General features: G+C 72.5%; 14 protein-coding genes. 11 read left to right on the top strand and 3 right to left on the bottom strand.

Going from position 1 to position 16,387, the window contains the following annotated elements:
• Positions 1-55 precede the first annotated feature (55 nt).
• A complete protein-coding gene (locus tag ACN6LM_RS05590) occupies positions 56-982 on the bottom strand; it encodes a MarR family transcriptional regulator (protein ID WP_445064145.1) in 927 nt (308 codons plus the stop codon).
• A 702-nt stretch (positions 983-1,684) separates the two neighbouring features.
• On the opposite strand from ACN6LM_RS05590, the gene ACN6LM_RS05585 reads away from it, so the two are divergent.
• The 3 genes from ACN6LM_RS05585 (at position 1,685) to ACN6LM_RS05575 (ending at position 3,496) form a co-directional block, all read left to right on the top strand.
• Positions 1,685-2,026 carry a hypothetical protein gene (locus ACN6LM_RS05585; protein WP_445064144.1) on the top strand — a complete coding sequence of 114 codons (342 nt, stop codon included), beginning with the start codon at positions 1,685-1,687 and terminating at the stop codon, positions 2,024-2,026.
• A 364-nt stretch (positions 2,027-2,390) separates the two neighbouring features.
• The gene (locus ACN6LM_RS05580; RefSeq protein ID WP_445064143.1) at positions 2,391-3,254 is read left to right on the top strand and encodes a helix-turn-helix domain-containing protein; all 864 of its coding nucleotides are present in this window, start codon (positions 2,391-2,393) and stop codon (positions 3,252-3,254) included.
• The gene (locus ACN6LM_RS05575) at positions 3,251-3,496 is read left to right on the top strand and encodes a DUF397 domain-containing protein (protein WP_445064142.1); all 246 of its coding nucleotides are present in this window, start codon (positions 3,251-3,253) and stop codon (positions 3,494-3,496) included. Before ACN6LM_RS05580 ends, ACN6LM_RS05575 begins: the two co-directional genes overlap by 4 nt.
• Positions 3,497-3,544: 48 nt before the next feature.
• Here ACN6LM_RS05575 and ACN6LM_RS05570 read toward each other — a convergent pair whose 3' ends face one another.
• Positions 3,545-4,828 carry a serine hydroxymethyltransferase gene (locus ACN6LM_RS05570; RefSeq protein WP_445064141.1) on the bottom strand — a complete coding sequence of 428 codons (1,284 nt, stop codon included), beginning with the start codon at positions 4,826-4,828 and terminating at the stop codon, positions 3,545-3,547.
• A gap of 391 nt (positions 4,829-5,219) precedes the next feature.
• Between ACN6LM_RS05570 and ACN6LM_RS05565 the strand changes: the two genes are divergently transcribed.
• On the top strand, positions 5,220-7,130 hold the full coding sequence (locus ACN6LM_RS05565) for a S53 family peptidase (protein WP_445064140.1): 1,911 nt from the start codon (positions 5,220-5,222) through the stop codon (positions 7,128-7,130).
• Between the two features lie 96 nt (positions 7,131-7,226).
• Here ACN6LM_RS05565 and ku read toward each other — a convergent pair whose 3' ends face one another.
• Complete coding sequence (ku, locus tag ACN6LM_RS05560) at positions 7,227-8,288, bottom strand: non-homologous end joining protein Ku (protein ID WP_445064139.1); 1,062 nt, start codon at positions 8,286-8,288, stop codon at positions 7,227-7,229.
• Positions 8,289-8,350: 62 nt separating this feature from the next.
• Here ku and ligD point away from each other — a divergent pair, with 62 nt between their 5' ends.
• The 7 genes from ligD to ACN6LM_RS05525 all read left to right on the top strand — a co-directional run bounded on the left by ligD (position 8,351) and on the right by ACN6LM_RS05525 (position 16,278).
• Positions 8,351-9,241 carry a non-homologous end-joining DNA ligase gene (gene ligD, locus ACN6LM_RS05555; protein WP_445064138.1) on the top strand — a complete coding sequence of 297 codons (891 nt, stop codon included), beginning with the start codon at positions 8,351-8,353 and terminating at the stop codon, positions 9,239-9,241.
• Positions 9,242-9,392: 151 nt separating this feature from the next.
• Positions 9,393-11,507, top strand: a complete 2,115-nt coding sequence (locus tag ACN6LM_RS05550) for a PBS lyase (RefSeq protein ID WP_445064137.1) — start codon at positions 9,393-9,395, stop codon at positions 11,505-11,507.
• Positions 11,504-11,839: a zinc-ribbon domain-containing protein gene (locus tag ACN6LM_RS05545; RefSeq protein ID WP_445064136.1), complete on the top strand. Its 336-nt coding sequence runs from the start codon at positions 11,504-11,506 to the stop codon at positions 11,837-11,839. Before ACN6LM_RS05550 ends, ACN6LM_RS05545 begins: the two co-directional genes overlap by 4 nt.
• A 103-nt stretch (positions 11,840-11,942) precedes the next feature.
• Complete coding sequence (locus ACN6LM_RS05540) at positions 11,943-13,340, top strand: FtsW/RodA/SpoVE family cell cycle protein (protein ID WP_445064135.1); 1,398 nt, start codon at positions 11,943-11,945, stop codon at positions 13,338-13,340.
• Positions 13,337-14,794 (top strand): penicillin-binding transpeptidase domain-containing protein, encoded by a 1,458-nt coding sequence (locus tag ACN6LM_RS05535; protein ID WP_445064134.1) that lies wholly within the window; start codon positions 13,337-13,339, stop codon positions 14,792-14,794. Before ACN6LM_RS05540 ends, ACN6LM_RS05535 begins: the two co-directional genes overlap by 4 nt.
• Positions 14,795-14,798: 4 nt before the next feature.
• Entirely contained in the window at positions 14,799-15,896 is a 1,098-nt protein-coding gene (locus tag ACN6LM_RS05530) for an amidase family protein (RefSeq protein ID WP_445064133.1), read from the top strand.
• Positions 15,897-15,972: 76 nt separating this feature from the next.
• Positions 15,973-16,278, top strand: a complete 306-nt coding sequence (locus ACN6LM_RS05525) for an SCO0607 family lipoprotein (protein WP_445064132.1) — start codon at positions 15,973-15,975, stop codon at positions 16,276-16,278.
• Positions 16,279-16,387: the final 109 nt, after the last annotated feature.

The following is a 16,387-nucleotide window of genomic DNA, read 5'->3' as shown; positions in this document are numbered from 1 at the left end:
TACGTCCATGGCGCGCACCAGCAGCAACCTGCGTACTCCGGCGCAGCGTACGAGGTCAGGGGGTGCGCAGCAGGCCCCGGAGCCCGGCGACCCGGGCCGGGACGTCACCGCCGCCGTCCGGAGGTGTGGCCTGTACGTGCGGAGTACGGCAGGGGCCGCAGAGGCCGTCCGGGAGTGGGGCCGCCGGGCCGGGGCGGCCGCACTCGACGCATTCGACCCGGAGGTCGGGCGCCCGGAGGCTCACGTCCGGCAGTTCGGGCGGCATCTTGTCGGCCAGGCGGCGGCGCACCAGGCCGAGCGGGAACACGACATCCTCGGGGAGCCCGGCGGTCAGCGCCACCGTCAGGTGGTCGGCGCCGATCCCGCGTGCGAGCCAGGCGGCGGCCAGCGGTTCCAGGGCGGCGCAGTCGGCGGCGGACAGCGCCAGCCGGGGTTCACGGCGACCGAGGCCGGCGAGGGCGACGTACGCGGCGGAGGGTGCGGCGGGGGCCTCCGGCCCCGGCGGCGCGGGCGGGTCGGGGGCGGCGGCGCGCTGCGGGGGCACGGCCACCGGCTCGACGGTCGGCTCGGACACCGGGGCGGCGGCCGCGCCGCAGAGCATGGCGGTCCACCACTCGTTGTCGCGGGCGGTCCGGGACCAGTAGGTGTACGTCACCCAACGGCACGTGCCGTCGCCTTCGACCCTGCGTCGTACGCGGCGCAGGTGCCCGGCCACGGCGAGGGCGCGCAGGGCGGTGCCGATGGCCATCTGGCCGTAGAGGGGCAGGTCCTTGGCGAGCGACTTGATGTCCATCGCAGCCCCGTCGGGCAGGCGGTCGACGTACGCGGCGACGTACCGCTCGCGCTCGGGGAGGCCGGTGAAGTCTGCGGGGCGGGACGGGCCCTGTCCGGGCGGCGCGGAGCGCTTGCCGTAGCCGGGGCGGGCCGCGCGGGGGCCTTCGGCGGAGGCGGGCAGGGCAGGACTAAAGTGCTGGGCAGCCACGAGATCGGTGTTCTTTCTACTGTGGTCGATCTTGGGTCAGACCCCGGCCGGTGCGACAACACCGCGTCGGGGTCGTTTCGTTGGGGGCACCGTAAGCAGTCGCGACTTTCCGCTGCAACTCGCTCACTATTAGTCATACTTGCTGGCCGTGACAGGGGTGGGAGGGCGGGAAGGTTTTCCCATTCCTTTCCCACCCGCCCGGTGAAGAACGCCGCTCGGACCTCGAATCCCGAAGCTCAAGCGCTACGCCGGGCCCCGGGCGCGGCTCCCCCACGGCACCCGAAACCCGAGCTTCGGGATGCGGGTGCCGAGTGCCGACGCGCCCATGACAGGGTCGCCAGCGCCCAGGCGACCCTGTCGCGCGCCTCTGCCCCACGGGCGGCGGAGCGGGCCGGCTCCCCGAACGCCTTCGGGCGGGTGCGGATTTCGCCGGGAACGGTGATGCCGGCCTCGCCCCCACCGACTGCGTCGCTGCGGCTGAGCCGTAGTGTGCCGGGCTTCGCCCAGCTCACACCACGCGCCACGCAAGTCCTGGTGACCACTGCCCCCATGGCCGGCCGCAGCAGCAAGGAGAACGTTTAAATATTCGATAATTTAATGGTCAGATTGATTGCGATGGATGCTAACTGCGGTTGCGTGCATTGTAAAGCCGTGGTCTCCTGAAATAAGAGCAGTGATGACGAAATTCGGGAGGCGAGTTTCGTGAAGGCCGTCAAGGCGATCAGTATCTACTGCCACCAGACCGACGATGATGACGTCGATGAACTCTTCATGTTCTACAACGGTCAGAGGTTCTGGCCGAACTCCAGCGACGGCACCGTCGGGGCGACCCAGACTGGCACATACGGGGTCAACAGCCCCATCTACGAGCTCCCTGGACGGTTCAGCCTGCGGGATGACGAAAGTCCTCTGGGTTCCGACTCGCTCGGCTGGGTCGACCTGTCCGCCGACGAGCCGGAGGGGCAGAACCAAGCTGACTTCATCGGCACCGACGACGACGGGCACTACACTCTGACCTACAAGGTCAAGGAAATAGGATTCTGACCTCCCTCGATTTTAGCCGAGCGGAGTAGTCGGCGACCAATGGGTGACGCCCTTCAAGGCGTCGCCCATTCGCTTGCCAGCTGTTCACGAGGGCGTCCAGAGGCGCTCAGAGAAATGCGCACGAGGCCCCGTCCCCGCCCTTGAAAGCAATCCCGCTAATAAAGGACTGCCATGCCGAGGCCGTCCACGCGGCCGAGTGAGCCACCCTTCGCACGTCGGGGCGAAATTCCGCTCCCCCCAACCCTGCGGCGCGTACGCAGTGTCAGCGTACGAGCACGAACGGTAGACAGTACGAGGTCCCCGGACCCACCATGACACCGACTCAGAAGCGGTACGACGGGGTGCGGCGCGAAAGGTGGCCACAGTGGCCTACGGCAACACGGGCGGCGGTACGGGAGCGGCGGGCGGTACGGAGCCGGAGGTGTCGGACAGCATGCGCACCTTCGGCGCGGTTGTCCATGCCTTACGCGAACACGCGGGCCTGAGCCGCGAGGAGTTCGGCGCGCTCGTCGGCTACTCCAGGCACACGATCGCCTCCATCGAGCAGGGCCGCCGGATGCCGGAGCCCGGCTTCGTGCAGAGCGCGGAACCCGTGCTCGGGAACACGGGGGCCCTGCGGAAGGCGGCGCCGTTTCTGTCCCGGCAGGCCGGGCTGGCGAACTGGTTCGTTCAGTGGGCGCGCCTGGAGGCGACCGCGATCAGCCTCTACACGTACGAATGCCGCGTGATTCCTGGCCTGTTGCAGACCGAGGCGTACGCGCGTGCGATCTCGCTGGACGTGCCGCCGCTGCCCGACCCGGAGGAGCTAGAACAGCGGATCGCGGCGCGGATGGCCCGCCAGGAGCTGCTGTCCGTTAACCGGAAGCCGCCGACGGCGTTCAGCTTCATCGTGGAGCAGTTGGTGCTGGAGCGGCACACGGGCGGCGACAAGGTGACGCGTGAACTCCTCGACCACCTGATCGAGTTGATCGAGAGCAACTGGAACGTGGAGTTTCAGATCATGCCGACGCGGCGGGTCTCGCATGCGGGGACCGATGGGCCCATGCAACTGGTCGAGACACCGGAGCATCGCTGGTTCGCGTACTCGGAAGGACAGCAGAACGGGCGGCTGATCTCCGATCCGAAAGAGATCAGCATCCTCCAGCAGCGCTATGCCAAACTTCGCTCACAGGCCCTAACTCCCGAGGACTCCCTGGGCCTGCTGAAGCGAATGCGAGGAGCGCTATGAGCACGTCCGGCCTGAACTGGTTCAAGAGCAGTTACAGCGGCTCTCAGGGGGACAGTTGCGTCGAGGTGGCGATGGCGTGGCACAAGTCGACCTACAGCGGCTCCGAGGGGGACAGCTGCGTCGAGGTGGCGGCCTGCCCCACGGCTGTGCACGTCCGGGACTCCAAGGACCAGCACAGCCCCGAGCTCGCCCTCTCCCCCACCGCCTGGGGCGAGTTCGTCGCGTACACCGTCCAGAGCTGAGCTCCGCACAGTGCCCCGCACCGATGGTGCGGGGCACTGTCATGCGACTCAGGCGACCGGCAGGCCCGGTGCCGGATACGCGTCCATCAGCTCCTTCACCTCGGCGCGCACCTTCCCGATCGTGTCCTCGTCGCCCGCGCGGGCAGCCGTGACGACGCGGTCGATCCACTCCGCGATCCTCGCCATCTCCGAGGCGGGGACGCCCCGGGACGTCAGCGCGGGCGTGCCGAGGCGGATGCCCGAGGGGTCGAAGGGCTTGCGCGGGTCGTAGGGGACGGCGTTGTAGTTGGCGACGATGCCTGCCCGGTCCAGGGCCTTCGCCGCCGGCTTGCCGGGGATGTCCTTGCCGGTGAGGTCCACCAGCAGCAGGTGGTTGTCAGTGCCGCCGGAGACCAGGTCGAAGCCCCGGGACGCCAGTTCCTCGCCCAGTGCGCGGGCGTTGGCCACCACCGCGTGGGCGTAGGCGCGGAAGTCCGGGGTGGCCGCCTCCTTCAGGGCTACGCCGATGGCCGCCGTGGTCTGGTTGTGCGGGCCGCCCTGGAGGCCGGGGAAGACGGCGCGGTCCAGGGCGCGGGCGTGCTCGGCGCGGCTGAGGAGCATCGCGCCGCGCGGGCCGCGCAGGGTCTTGTGGGTGGTCGTGGAGACGACGTCCACGTGCGGCGCGGGCGAGGGGTGGGCGCCGCCCGCGACCAGGCCCGCGATGTGGGCGATGTCGGCGACCAGGACCGCGCCCACCTCGCGGGCGATCTCCGCGAAGCCGGCGAAGTCGATCTCGCGGGGCACGGCGGTGCCGCCGCAGAAGATCAGCTTGGGCCGCTCGGCCAGGGCCAGGTCGCGGACCTCGTCCAGGTCGACGCGGCCGGTGTCGCGGCGCACGCCGTACTGGACGCCGTTGAACCAGGTGCCGGTGGCGGAGACGCCCCAGCCGTGCGTGAGGTGGCCGCCCATGGGCAGGGCCATGCCGAGCACGGTGTCACCGGGCTTGAGGAAGGCCAGGTAGACGGCGAGGTTGGCCGGGGAGCCGGAGTACGGCTGGACGTTGGCGTGGTCCATGCCGAAGAGCGCCTTGGCGCGGTCGGCGGTCAGGGTCTCGACCTGGTCGATGATCTGCTGGCCCTCGTAGTAGCGCTTCCCCGGGTAGCCCTCGGAGTACTTGTTCTGGAGGACGGTGCCGGACGCTTCGAGCACGGCGGCGGAGACGTAGTTCTCGCTGGGGATCAGGCGCAGGGTGTCGGCCTGGAGCTGCTCCTCGGCGGCCACGAGGGCGGCGAGTTCGGGGTCGGTCGTCGCCAGGGCGGGGTGGCGGGGCTGTGCGGGTACGGACGCGGTCACGGGTTCCTCCCGGGTCGGTCGCATGGCTGCGGCGTGGACCCGGATGCCCAGGCGGACGGCTCTCCGGCATGACGCCCCCGGGCGTGCCCGGGGTGTGCCGCTCCCTCGTGGTCGATTCCACTGAGCACCCCGCGAGGAGCGCGCGCCAGTCGCGGCCCTCCGCACCTTACCGGGCTCCCGGGCGGGGTGCGCGGCGTCAGGTGAACCGAGCCGGAAGCGGTGGCACTTGGCCGAGTCTTGGTCAATGCATGCCCCCTGCATGAATCGTTCCTCGCCAGAGTGGCGCATTACATGTGCACTTCATTCGGCACATGCTCCGTACGCGAGACCCATATCGCAGGGGGTTGTTGTTTTGATATTCAACCGCGCCGGACGACGCGCCGGGCTGGGCATGGCAGTGACACTGCCGCTGCTCGCCGGGGCGCTCGCCCTCGGGATGCCCGACGCCAGTGCCGATGCCGGGCACGGGGGCCGGGACGCGTTGCAGGGCACCAAGCCGTCCTGGGCCACCGCCTCGGCCGACCGGGGGGCCGCGTCCGACAGCACCGGGGTGGCCGTCCGGGTGCACCTCGCGGGCCGGGACGCCAAGGGCCTCGCCGCCTACGCAGCCGCCGTGTCGGATCCGAACTCGTCCTCGTACGGGAAGTTCCTGAGCCCCGCGCAGGCGCGGGCCCGGTTCGGGGCCACCCGGGAGCAGATCGACCGGGTCAGTGAGTGGCTGGAGGCCAATGGGCTGACGGTCACCGGGGCGAACGAGCACTATGTCTCGGCCACCGGCGAGGTCGCCGCCGCCGAGAAGGCGTTCTCCACCCAGCTGCGCAACTACCGCAAGGGCGGACGCACTTACCGGGCTCCGTCCGCCAACGTGTCGGTGCCTGCCGCGCTGGGCGACGCCGTGCTCGCCGTGTCCGGCCTGGACAACGCCCCGCACACCTCGCGCCACGACGACGTGCTGCCGCCGCCGGACGCGGTGTTCCGCAACTCCGGCCCGCTCTCCACGTACTTCGGGTCGAAGACGGCCTCCTCGCTGCCGGAGGCGTACGGCTCCAAGGCGCCGTACGCGGTCAAGGGCTACACCGGCACGCAGCTGCGCGCGGCGTACGGGGCCGGGAGCTACACCGGCAAGGGGGTGACCGTCGCCATCACCGACGCGTACGCCTCGCCCACCATCGCGAAGGACGCCGCCGAGTACGCGAAGCGCAACGGTGACGCGCCCTACAAGCGCGGCCAGTTGAGCCAGGTGCTGCCGGACGACTACACGAAGACCGAGGAGTGCGGGGCGTCCGGCTGGTACGGCGAGGAGACCCTCGACGTCGAGGCCGTGCACGCGGTCGCGCCCGCCGCCGGCATCGTGTACGTGGGCGGCGCGTCCTGCTACGACAACGATCTGCTGGACTCGCTGAACAAGGTCGTCGACCACCACCTCGCCGACATCGTCTCCAACTCCTGGGGCGACGTGGAGGCCAACCAGACCCCGGACCTGGCGCTCGCCTACGACCAGGTGTTCAAGATGGGCGCGGTCGAGGGCATCGGCTTCTACTTCTCCTCCGGCGACGCGGGGGACAACGTCGACTCGACCGGCACCAAGCAGATCGACGTCCCGTCCGACTCGGCCTGGGTGACCTCGGTCGGCGGCACCGCGCTCGCGGTCGGCAAGCACGACACGTACCTCTGGGAGACCGGCTGGGGCACGCTCAACGCCCCGCTGGCGGCGGACGGCCGCAGCTGGGAAGGGTTCCCCGGCGCGTACACCTCGGGCGCGGGCGGCGGCACCAGCTCCACCGTGGAGCAGCCGTTCTACCAGCGCGGGATCGTGCCCGACTCGCTGGCGCGGGCGAACGGGAGGACGCGGATGCGCACCGCCCCGGACATCGCGGCCGTCGCCGACCCGAACACCGGCTTCCTGGTCGGCCAGACCCAGACCCTGCCCGACGGTTCACTGGGCTACGACGAGTACCGCATCGGCGGCACCTCGCTGGCGGCCCCGGTCATCGCGGGCATCCAGGCCCTGGCGCAGCAGGCCCAGCACGGCCGGCCGATCGGTTTCGCCAACCCGGCGATCTACGCCCGGTACCAGTCGAAGGCGTACCACGACGTGACCGACCACCCGCTGGGCGCACACCGTGACCTGGCGGTGGTCCGGGTGGACTACGTCAACGGCTACGACGCGGCGGACGGCCTGCGGACCACCGTGCGCAGCCTGGGCAAGGACGCCTCGCTGGCGGCCGTGCGCGGCTACGACGACGTGACGGGCGTCGGCACCCCGGCCGCCGGTTATGTGAGCTCCTACCGCCGGCGCTGATCGCCCGGCGCTGGGACGAGGGGCAAACCCCCTGGGGCATGGGGCCGGCCACTGATCCCGGTGGACCGGCCCCACGTCCATGCGTGCGGGCAGGCGTCAGGCCGAGGCGCGTTTGCGGGACGCCGTGCTCTTGGACCCGCTCTGCTTCTTGGCCGTCGTCTTCTTCGCGGCCGTCTTCTTCGCGGTGCTCTTGGCGGCGGTCTTCTTGGCCGCCGGCTTGCCCGTACCGCTCGACGTGGACTTCTTGCCGCCGGTGGACTTCGGGGAGGCGGCGGACTTCTTGGCGGTGCCCCCGGAGCCGGATGCCTTCCTGTCGGCACCGGACGCCTTGCGGTCGGCGAGGTGCGTGACGTCCGCCACGGAGTCCTCCTCCCCCTCGCCCCGGGCCTCCTTCGCGGCCTTGACGCTGCTCTCCAGGGCGGCGAGCAGGTCGATGACCTTGCCGCCCCCCTTCGCGCCCTTCTCGGCCGGTTCCGGGGCCTCGCCCGACGCCTTGGCGGCGACCAGTTCCTCGACCGCCTCCCGGTAGTCGTCGTGCAGCGAGTCCATGTCGACCTCGCCGAGCGTGTCCATCAGGGCGTCCGCGAGGTCCAGCTCGGCGTCGCGCACGGTCACGTCGGACTCCGGGGCGACGCCCTCGGGGGCCCGGATCTCGTCCGGCCAGAGCAGCCCGTGCATGGCGATCACGTCGTCCACGACCCGGAGCATGCCGAGGCGCTCGCGCCCGCGCAGCGCGTACTTGGCGAGGGCCACCTTGCGGCTGCGCTTCAGGGCCTCGCGCAGCAGGGTGTACGGCTTCGCCGCCGGGACACCGTTGGCCGAGAGGTAGTAGGCCGCGTCCATCTGGAGCGGGTCGATCGCATCGGCCGGAACGAAGGCCACGATCTCGATGGTCTTCGCCGTGGGCAGCGGCAGATGGCTCAGGTCCTCGTCGGTGATCGGGATCATGGAGCCGTCGGCGTCCTCGTACGCCTTGCCGATCTCGGCGGAGGTCACCTCCTCCCCGTCCAGCTCGCACACCTTGCGGTAGCGGATGCGCCCGCCGTCCTCGACGTGGATCTGCCGGAACGAGATCGAGTGGTTCTCGGTGGCGTTGACCAGCTTGATCGGGATGCTGACCAGCCCGAAGGAGATGGCGCCGTTCCAGATGGATCTCACCGGTTCACCCCTTGGGTACGTATATGCGAAGAAAAGTCATTTTTGCGTGTGATTCTTATCGTATGACGCCGATCACCGAGGTGGAGGGGCGACGGCTGTCCCTGAGCAATCTGGACAAGGTGCTGTATCCGGCCACCGGCACCACGAAGGGCGAGGTGCTGCACTACTACGCGGCCACGGCGGCCGAGGTGCTGCTCGCGCACCTGCGGGACCGGCCGGTGTCCTTCCTGCGCTATCCGGACGGGCCGGACGGCCAGCTCTTCTTCACCAAGAACCCGCCGCCCGGTACTCCGTCCTGGGTACGCCGGGCCCCGGTGCCGCACCGCGAGAGCGAACCGTCCGAACAGGTGGTCGTCCAGGACCTGGCCTCGCTGATGTGGGCGGCCAACCTGGTGGTGGAGTTCCACACCCCGCAGTGGCGGGCCGAGACCCCCGCGGTGGCCGACCGGCTGGTTCTCGACCTCGACCCGGGGGCGCCCGCCACGGTGGTCGAGTGCTGCCGGGTCGCGCTGTGGCTGCGGGAGCGGCTGGCCGAGGACGGCCTCACGGCGTACGGGAAGACCTCGGGCTCCAAGGGCCTGCATCTGCTGGTCCCGATCGTCCCCACGGACTCGGCGGCGGTGTCGGCGTACGCGAAGGGCCTCGCCGTCCGGGCGGAGCGGGAGCTCGCCGACCTGGTGGTGCACCGGATGCAAAAGGCCCTGCGGCCGGGCAGGGTCTTCGTCGACTTCAGCCAGAACGCCGCCGCGAAGACCACCGCCACGCCCTACACCCTGCGCGCCCGCGCCGAGCCGGCCGTCTCGGCGCCGGTCACCTGGGCCGAGATCGAGGGCTGCCGCTCCCCCGGCGACCTGGTGTTCCTGGCGGACGCCATGGCGGCGCGGCTGGACCGGCACGGCGATCTGCTCGCCCCGCTGCGCGATCCGCAAGAGGCGCGGCCGCTTCCGGACTGACCGCGGGGACGCGCGCCCCGTCCCTACCGCACGCACGCGACTCTTGTCATGCTCCAATGCAAAAGCGCGTCACACACGGTCTGATCGTCCGAGCCGTGGTGCACACTCTGCGCAGACACTGCGTGTGTGACGTCGGCGGGGAGGCGATGGCGTGTTCGCGGGGATCGAAGAGGTGGACTGGGCCTCGATGAGGCATGCCCACGGACCGGCGGACGACGTGCCGGCGCTGTTACGGGGGCTGGCCTCCGCCGATCCGGCGGAGCGCGAACGGGCGCTGGACGGGATGTACGGGGCGGTGCACCACCAGGGCGACGTCTATCCGTGCACGCTCGCCTGCATCCCCTTCCTCCTCGAACTGGTCGCCGATCCCTGGGTGCCGGACCGGGGCGACATAGTCGAGTTGCTGACCAGCATCGGCGGCATCGACCTCGGCTCGGACGACGAGGAGGAGATCGGCGAGGACGAGGCGGAGGCCGCCGCCAACTACGCGATGGCCGCGGCGGCCGTCTCCGCCGGTGCCGGGGTCTTCTTCCCGCTGCTGGCCGACGACGACCCGGGCGTACGGCTGAGCGCCCCGCTCGCCCTGGCCGCCCTGCACGACGACCCGGCCAGGGTGCTGGGCCTGCTGCGGGCGCGGCTGGCGGCGGAGCGGGACGAGGAGGTGCGGCTCGCCCTGGTCGAGGCGGCGGGGCGGCTCGCCCTGCGCCACCGGCCGCTGGCCGGTCCGGTCGCCGACTGGCTCGGCCGGCTGATCGCGGAGACGGGCCCGCCGGGGCTGCGGCTCGCGGCCCTGGCCCAGCTGGCGCGCTGCGCGCCGCGCTCGCTGCCGGGCGATGTGGTGCCCGTCGTGACGGGCCTGCTGGGCGAGCTGCGCACCTCGTCCTCCGGTCCCGGCGGCACCCGGGCACGCCCCGTCGAACCGCCGGGGCCGGGCGCCGAGGCGGCCCCGATGACCCTGCGGGGGCAGGTGCGGGCGCTGTCCACCGAGGAGACGGCGGGGCGGGCCGCGCCCTGGACCGCCGATCTGCTGCGCACGCTGCACGCCGGGCTGGACGACCGGGTCGCCGAGCGGACCGCGCTCCTGGCCGACCAGCTGCGCAGCCCCGACCCCTGGCAGCGCCTCGACGCCGTCCGCATGAGCGACCGGCTGATCGGCGGCTGGCGGGGCTCGTACGCGGAGCTGGTGCGGCTGGTGGGCGAGCAGCTGGCCGCGCCCGAGCCGAGGCTCGCCGAGGCCGCTTCGCGCCTGCTGGAAGGGCTGTTCGGGCTGGCCGCCCCCGCGGCGGAGGCGCTGGCGGAGCGGGCGGCGGCGGACCCCGGGGCCTGGGTGCGGACCTGGCCGGACGGGCGGACCCAGCTGGGCGGCGCGGTGACGGCCCTGGCCCGGCTGGGCGACCCGCGCGCCCTGCCGGCGCTGACGGCGGCGCTCGCCGCTCCCGTGGTGCCGTACGAGGTGGGGCCCGCGGTCGCCCGCCTGGGCGAGGCGGCCCGGCCGCTGGCCGGTGCGCTGCGGCTGCGGCTGGGCGAGGCGGTGCTCGACGAGCGGGCGTACGACCGGGTGGGCCCGCTGCTGCGCGCGCTCACCGCGCTCCGGGCGGGCGCGGCGGCCCCGGAGGTGCTGCGGGTGCTGCGCGAGGCCCCGGACTCCGGGGGCGAGTGGCTGCGTACGGCGGCCCTGCGGGCCCTCGCCTCCTTCGGGCCCGCCGCAGGCTGCGCCGTGCCGGAGCTGCGGGCCCTGCTGCGGCGGACCGGGACGGCGGAGGCGGCCGAGGCGGCCGGGGCGCTGTGGGCGGTGGAGGGGGACGCCGACGCGGTGCTGCCCGCGCTGCTCGCGGGTCTCGCCGCCCGGGACGTGGACGCGCGGCGGACGGCGGCGGGCGTGGCGGGGAAGCTCGGCTGGCGGGCGGCGACGGGCGCGCCCCGGCTGCGGGAACTGCTGAGCGACGGGAACCTGTGGGTGCGGGTGGACGCGGGGATCGCTCTGTGGGAGGTTTCCGGTCGTGCCGAGGAGTCCCTGCCGGTGCTGCTGGCCGCCTGGGAGCAGAACCACCGGGCCCGGGTCCGGGTGGCGGAATGCCTGGCGCGGATGAGGCCCGCTGCGGCAGGGTCGGAGGCGGCACGTGTGCTGCTCGCCGAGCTCGCCTCCGTACGCCGTCACAACGCGCCGGAAGGCGCCTGCGGCAGCCACGACACGTACACCGACGAAAAGCTGCTGGCGCTCTGCCGCCGGGCGCTCCCGGGGAGAACGGGGAAGGAACCGACATGATCATTTTCGGCACGCGAGGCTACCTGTACCAGCTGGCCATCCTGACGCTGGTCTGCGGCTGGTGCGGGAATCCGGCGGCGCACACGCTGCGCAAGCGGGTCACGAAGTTCACGCTGTTCTTCGTGCCGCTGTTCCCGTTCTCGACCTCGTACGCCACGCAGTGCACGTTCTGCGGCGGCGAGCAGCGGATACCGAAGGAGCAGGCCGAGCAGCTGCTGGCGCAGCACGCGGCCTCGCAGGGCGGGAACCCGTTCGGCCAGGCGCCGCAGCAGGGCTACGCGCCGGGCGCCTCGGGGCCCTCGGGCCCGGGGCAGAACCCCTACCAGGGGTGACCGGACGCCCGGACACGGAGAGGGTGCCGTGAGCCTCGGTCCACGGCACCTCCACATCGCGACATAACCGACATAGCACCCGCGTCTTGCTACGTTGCGGGGCATGACCGCATCGACGGCGGACGCACCCCCGCCCGAGCTGCGCCTGCCCCGGCGGCGCGGCGTGGAACTCTCGCTCCTCATCGGGGCCGTCCTGATCTCCGTCTACGGCTACGCCGCGGTCGGCCTCGCGCACGACGACGCGGTCCCGCCCGACGTCGCGGGGTACGGCGGCGGTCTCGGCCTGCTCGCGCTGCTCGCGCATCTCGCGGTACGGCTCCGCGCCCCGTACGCGGACCCGCTGCTGCTGCCCATCGCCGTCCTGCTCAACGGCATCGGCCTGGTGCTGATCTACCGGCTGGACCTGGAGACCCCGGGCGACCGGGCGGCCACGACCCAGCTGATCTGGTCCACGATCGGCGTCGCGTTCTTCATCGCGGTCGTGGTGTTCCTGCGCGACCACCGCGTCCTCCAGCGCTACGCGTACGTGTCGGTGGCCGCCGCGCTGGTCCTGATGATCGTGCCGATCTTCTTCCCGGCGGTGAACGGGGCGAAGATCTGGATCAGGGTCGGCGGCTTCTCCTTCCAGCCGGGCGAGTTCGCCAAGATCCTGCTCGCGGTGTTCTTCGCCGCCTATCTCGCGGCGAACAGCAACGCCCTCGCGTACACCGGCCGCAAGGTCTGGAGGTTCCAGCTGCCCACCGGGCGGGTGCTGGGCCCGATCGTGGCGATCTGGCTGCTCAGCGTCGGCGTCCTGGTCCTGGAACGCGATCTGGGGACCTCGCTGCTGTTCTTCGGCCTGTTCGTGATCCTTCTGTACGTGGCGACCGGGCGCCGGGGCTGGATCGCGGTGGGGCTGCTGCTCGCGGCGGTCGGCGCGTTCGTCGTCGGCTCGTTCGAACCGCATGTGCACAGCCGGGTGCAGGACTGGCTCGATCCGTTCGCCTCGATCGACGCCGGCCGCGGTCCCGGCCAGCTGGCCCAGTCGCTGTTCGCCTTCGCGGCCGGCGGGATGCTCGGTACGGGGCTGGGGCTCGGCCACTCCGTGCTCATCGGGTTCGCCGCGAAGTCCGACTTCATCCTGGCGACGGCGGGCGAGGAGCTGGGGTACGCCGGGCTGACCGCGCTCTTCCTGCTGTACGCGCTGCTGGTGGCGCGCGGCTTCCGGGCGGGGCTCTCGCTGCGCGACGCGTTCGGGCGGCTGCTCTCGATCGGCCTCGCCTCGATCCTGGCGCTCCAGGTCTTCGTGATCGCGGGCGGGGTGATGGGGCTGATCCCGCTGACCGGTATGGCGATGCCGTTCCTGGCGCAGGGCGGTTCGTCCGTGGTCACCAACTGGATCATCGTGGCGCTGCTGATCCGGGTCAGCGATCTCGCCCGCAGACCGGCGCCGGACGAGGCGGCGGCGGGCGTCGTGGCGTCGGTGCCCGCGCCGCTTCCCGGGGCGGAGGACGAGCGGTGATCCGCTACATCCGGCACGCCGCCGCGTTCTGCCTGCTGCTGCTCGTCGCGCTGCTGGCCAACGCCGCCCGGGTCCAGGTCTTCGAGGCCGACGCGCTGGACGACAACCCGGCCAACCGGCGCAACACCATCGCCCGTTACGACCAGGCGCGCGGCAACATCCTGGTCGACGGGCGGCCCGTCACCGGCTCCCAGGACACCGGCGAGCAACTGGCGTACGAACGGACCTACCGCTACGGGCCGCTGTACGCGCCGGTGACCGGGTACGCCTCGCAGACGTACGGCACGACGCTCATCGAGAACGCCGAGGACGGCATCCTCGCCGGCACCGACCCGCTGCTCGCCCCGCTCCCCCTGTGGGGCGAGGTCACCCGGACCCAGCAGCCGGGCGGGGACGTCGCGACCACGGTCCGGGACGCGATGCAGCGCGCCGCGTACGAGGGCCTCGGCAACCGGCGGGGCGCGGTCGCCGCCGTCGAACCGGCGACGGGGCGGATCCTCGCGCTGGTCTCCACCCCCTCGTACGACCCCGAGCGGCTGTCCGGCACCGGCGCGTCCGTCACCGGTGCCTGGCGGGAGCTGAACGACGCGGAGAGCCGGCCCATGCTCAACCGGGCGATCCGGCAGACCTATCCGCCGGGCTCCACGTTCAAGATCGTGACGGCGGCGGCCGCGCTGGACGCCGAGGTCGTCACCGATCCGGACGCGGAGACCGACACCCCGTCCCCGTACGTGCTGCCCGGCACCTCGACCGTGCTGCCCAACGAGTCGCGCGGCTGCGAGAAGGCGTCGCTGGCGGACGCCATCCGGGTCTCCTGCAACACCGTGATGGCGCACCTCGGGGTGGAGGTCGGGCTCGACGGGATGGTGGCGGCGGCCGAGCGGTTCGGCTTCAACGACACCGGCCTGAAGATCCCGTCCGGGGTGGCGAAGAGCAACTTCGACACGGACATGAGCGACGACCAGCTGGCGCAGTCCTCGATCGGCCAGTTCGACACCAGCGCGACCCCGCTCCAGATGGCGATGGTCGCGGCGGCCGTCGCCAACAGCGGGGAGCTGATGTACCCGCACCTGGTGGAGCGGACGACCAAGCACGACGGGGCCACGGTCCGCACCACGGGGTCGGAGTCGTACCACCGGGCGATGGACCCGATGACGGCGACGCGGCTGCGGCAGATGATGGTCGACGTCGTCCAGGACGGTACGGGGACGAACGCGGCGATCGACGGGGCGACGGTCGGCGGCAAGACCGGCACCGCCCAGCACGGCGTCGACAACTCCGACCTGCCCTACGCCTGGTTCATCTCCTGGGCGCAGGCCGACGGCGCGGCCCGCCCGGCCGTGGCGGTCGCCGTGGTCGTGGAGGACGCCGAGGCCGACCGCGCCGACATCAGCGGCGGCGGCAGCGCGGCCCCGATCGCCCGTGCCGTGATGGAGGCGGCCCTGGAAGACTGAACGGGTGACGGATTCCGGGGTACTGCGCGAGGTGCTGGCCGCGATCGACCGCGAGGACCCGCGGCTGTGCGCCTTCCTCGACGTCTGGCACGACGACGCGCCCGCACGGCTCCCCGCCGCGTCCCGGCTCCCGCTGGCCGGGCTCCCCTTCGCGGTGAAGGGCCCCACCGGCCTCCGCTCGTACGCGGCGCGTCGGCTGATCGCGGCGGGCGGGGTCCCGGTCGGCTCGACGTCCGTGCCCGGACCGGGGACGTACTGGCAGACCTGGGGGCTCGGCCGGCACGGGCGTACGGTCAACCCCTGGCGCGCGGACCGGACTCCGGGCGGTTCGTCGGCGGGCTCGGCGGTGGCGGTCGCGGCGGGCCTGGTGCCGCTGGCGACGGGCAGCGACGGGGCGGGGTCGGTGCGCATCCCGGCCGCCTGGTGCGGGGTGTTCGGCCTGAAGACGACGAACGGCCTGCTGCCCTCGCCGGACCGGTCGGGCCTCGCCTCGGCCGGGGTGCTGGCGGCGTCGGCGGCGGAGGCGGAGACGTATCTGCGCTGCGTGCTGGACGACTACGCGCCGGCCCAGCCCGCGCTGCCGCTGTCCGCCGCCTACAGCCCGGACCTGGGCTTCGCGGAGACCGAGCCGGAGGTGGCCGCGGCGGTGCGGGGTGCGGTGCGGCGGCTGGAGGCGGCCGGGGTCGTGCGGCTCACCGGCGGCGGCTGCGATCTGCTGGACCCGGGGGCGGCCTGGTGCGCGGTGCGCGGCGGGGACGTACGGCCGCCGGAGGCGGAGGTGCGCGCGGAGAACGACCGCCGCCTGGACGCCTTCTTCGCCCGGACGCCGTTGCTCCTGACCCCGGTCACGCCGAACCGCCCGCACGGCCACGAGGGTCCGGGCGACACCTTCTCGACGGCACTGACCTGGGCGTTCAACCTGAGCGGCCATCCGGCGGCCAGTGTCCCGGCCGGCTTCACCGCTGACGGCTGCCCGGTGGGGCTGCACCTGGTCGCCGCCCGGGGCCGGGACGCGGAACTGCTGGGCGCGGCAGGGGCGGTGGAGCGTGCCTTGTCGGGGCCGGGTGAGCCGTTCGCACGAGTACGCGAACATCGTCGGTGAGTACGTGTACTCAGGGCGGGCGGCCCCCGGCACGGCAGCCTGGACTCCGACAGCCACCCCCTGAAGGAGTGCCACGATGCGTGAGAACCGTCGCCCCCGACCGCTGCGCACCACCGCCGCCCTCGCCGCCGGCGGCGCGGTGTTCGCGCTGCTCACGTCCGCCTGCTCGACGGCGGACGCGGTCTGCTCCGGCGGCGAGTACCCGGTGCTGTACGTCGGCAGCACGGGCAGCGCGTGCGTGAAGGACGGCGAGGAGCCGCCCAAGGGCTACGCCCGCTACCCCCAGGGCAAGGTCCCGGAGCACGTGGACGACCAGTGGTGGACGTACTGGAACGAGCACACCCTCGACAAGGACGGGAAGATCATCGAGGTCTCGGAGTAACGCCCGCCCGATCGGTCAGCCGGCCGACCCGGCCGCGATCGGCTTGCGCATCTCCTTGCGGACCTGGGCCGCCTGGCGCGCCGCCTCGGCGAGGTCGACCTCGCCGGGG

Source organism: Streptomyces sp. SAS_281 (genome assembly GCF_052542855.1).
Note: the sequence above shows the minus strand (reverse complement) of the source record. Positions and strands in the feature narration are given on the sequence as shown.

What these genes read in the sequence shown, in the direction of transcription:
- ACN6LM_RS05545 (WP_445064136.1), top strand. Translation starts at nt 11,504, where the DNA reads ATGATCATTTTCGGCACGCGAGGCTACCTGTACCAGCTGGCCATCCTG.
- ACN6LM_RS05540 (WP_445064135.1), top strand. Translation starts at nt 11,943, where the DNA reads ATGACCGCATCGACGGCGGACGCACCCCCGCCCGAGCTGCGCCTGCCC.
- ACN6LM_RS05565 (WP_445064140.1), top strand. Translation starts at nt 5,220, where the DNA reads ATGGCAGTGACACTGCCGCTGCTCGCCGGGGCGCTCGCCCTCGGGATG.
- ligD (WP_445064138.1), top strand. Translation starts at nt 8,351, where the DNA reads ATGACGCCGATCACCGAGGTGGAGGGGCGACGGCTGTCCCTGAGCAAT.
- ACN6LM_RS05525 (WP_445064132.1), top strand. Translation starts at nt 15,973, where the DNA reads ATGCGTGAGAACCGTCGCCCCCGACCGCTGCGCACCACCGCCGCCCTC.
- ACN6LM_RS05575 (WP_445064142.1), top strand. Translation starts at nt 3,251, where the DNA reads ATGAGCACGTCCGGCCTGAACTGGTTCAAGAGCAGTTACAGCGGCTCT.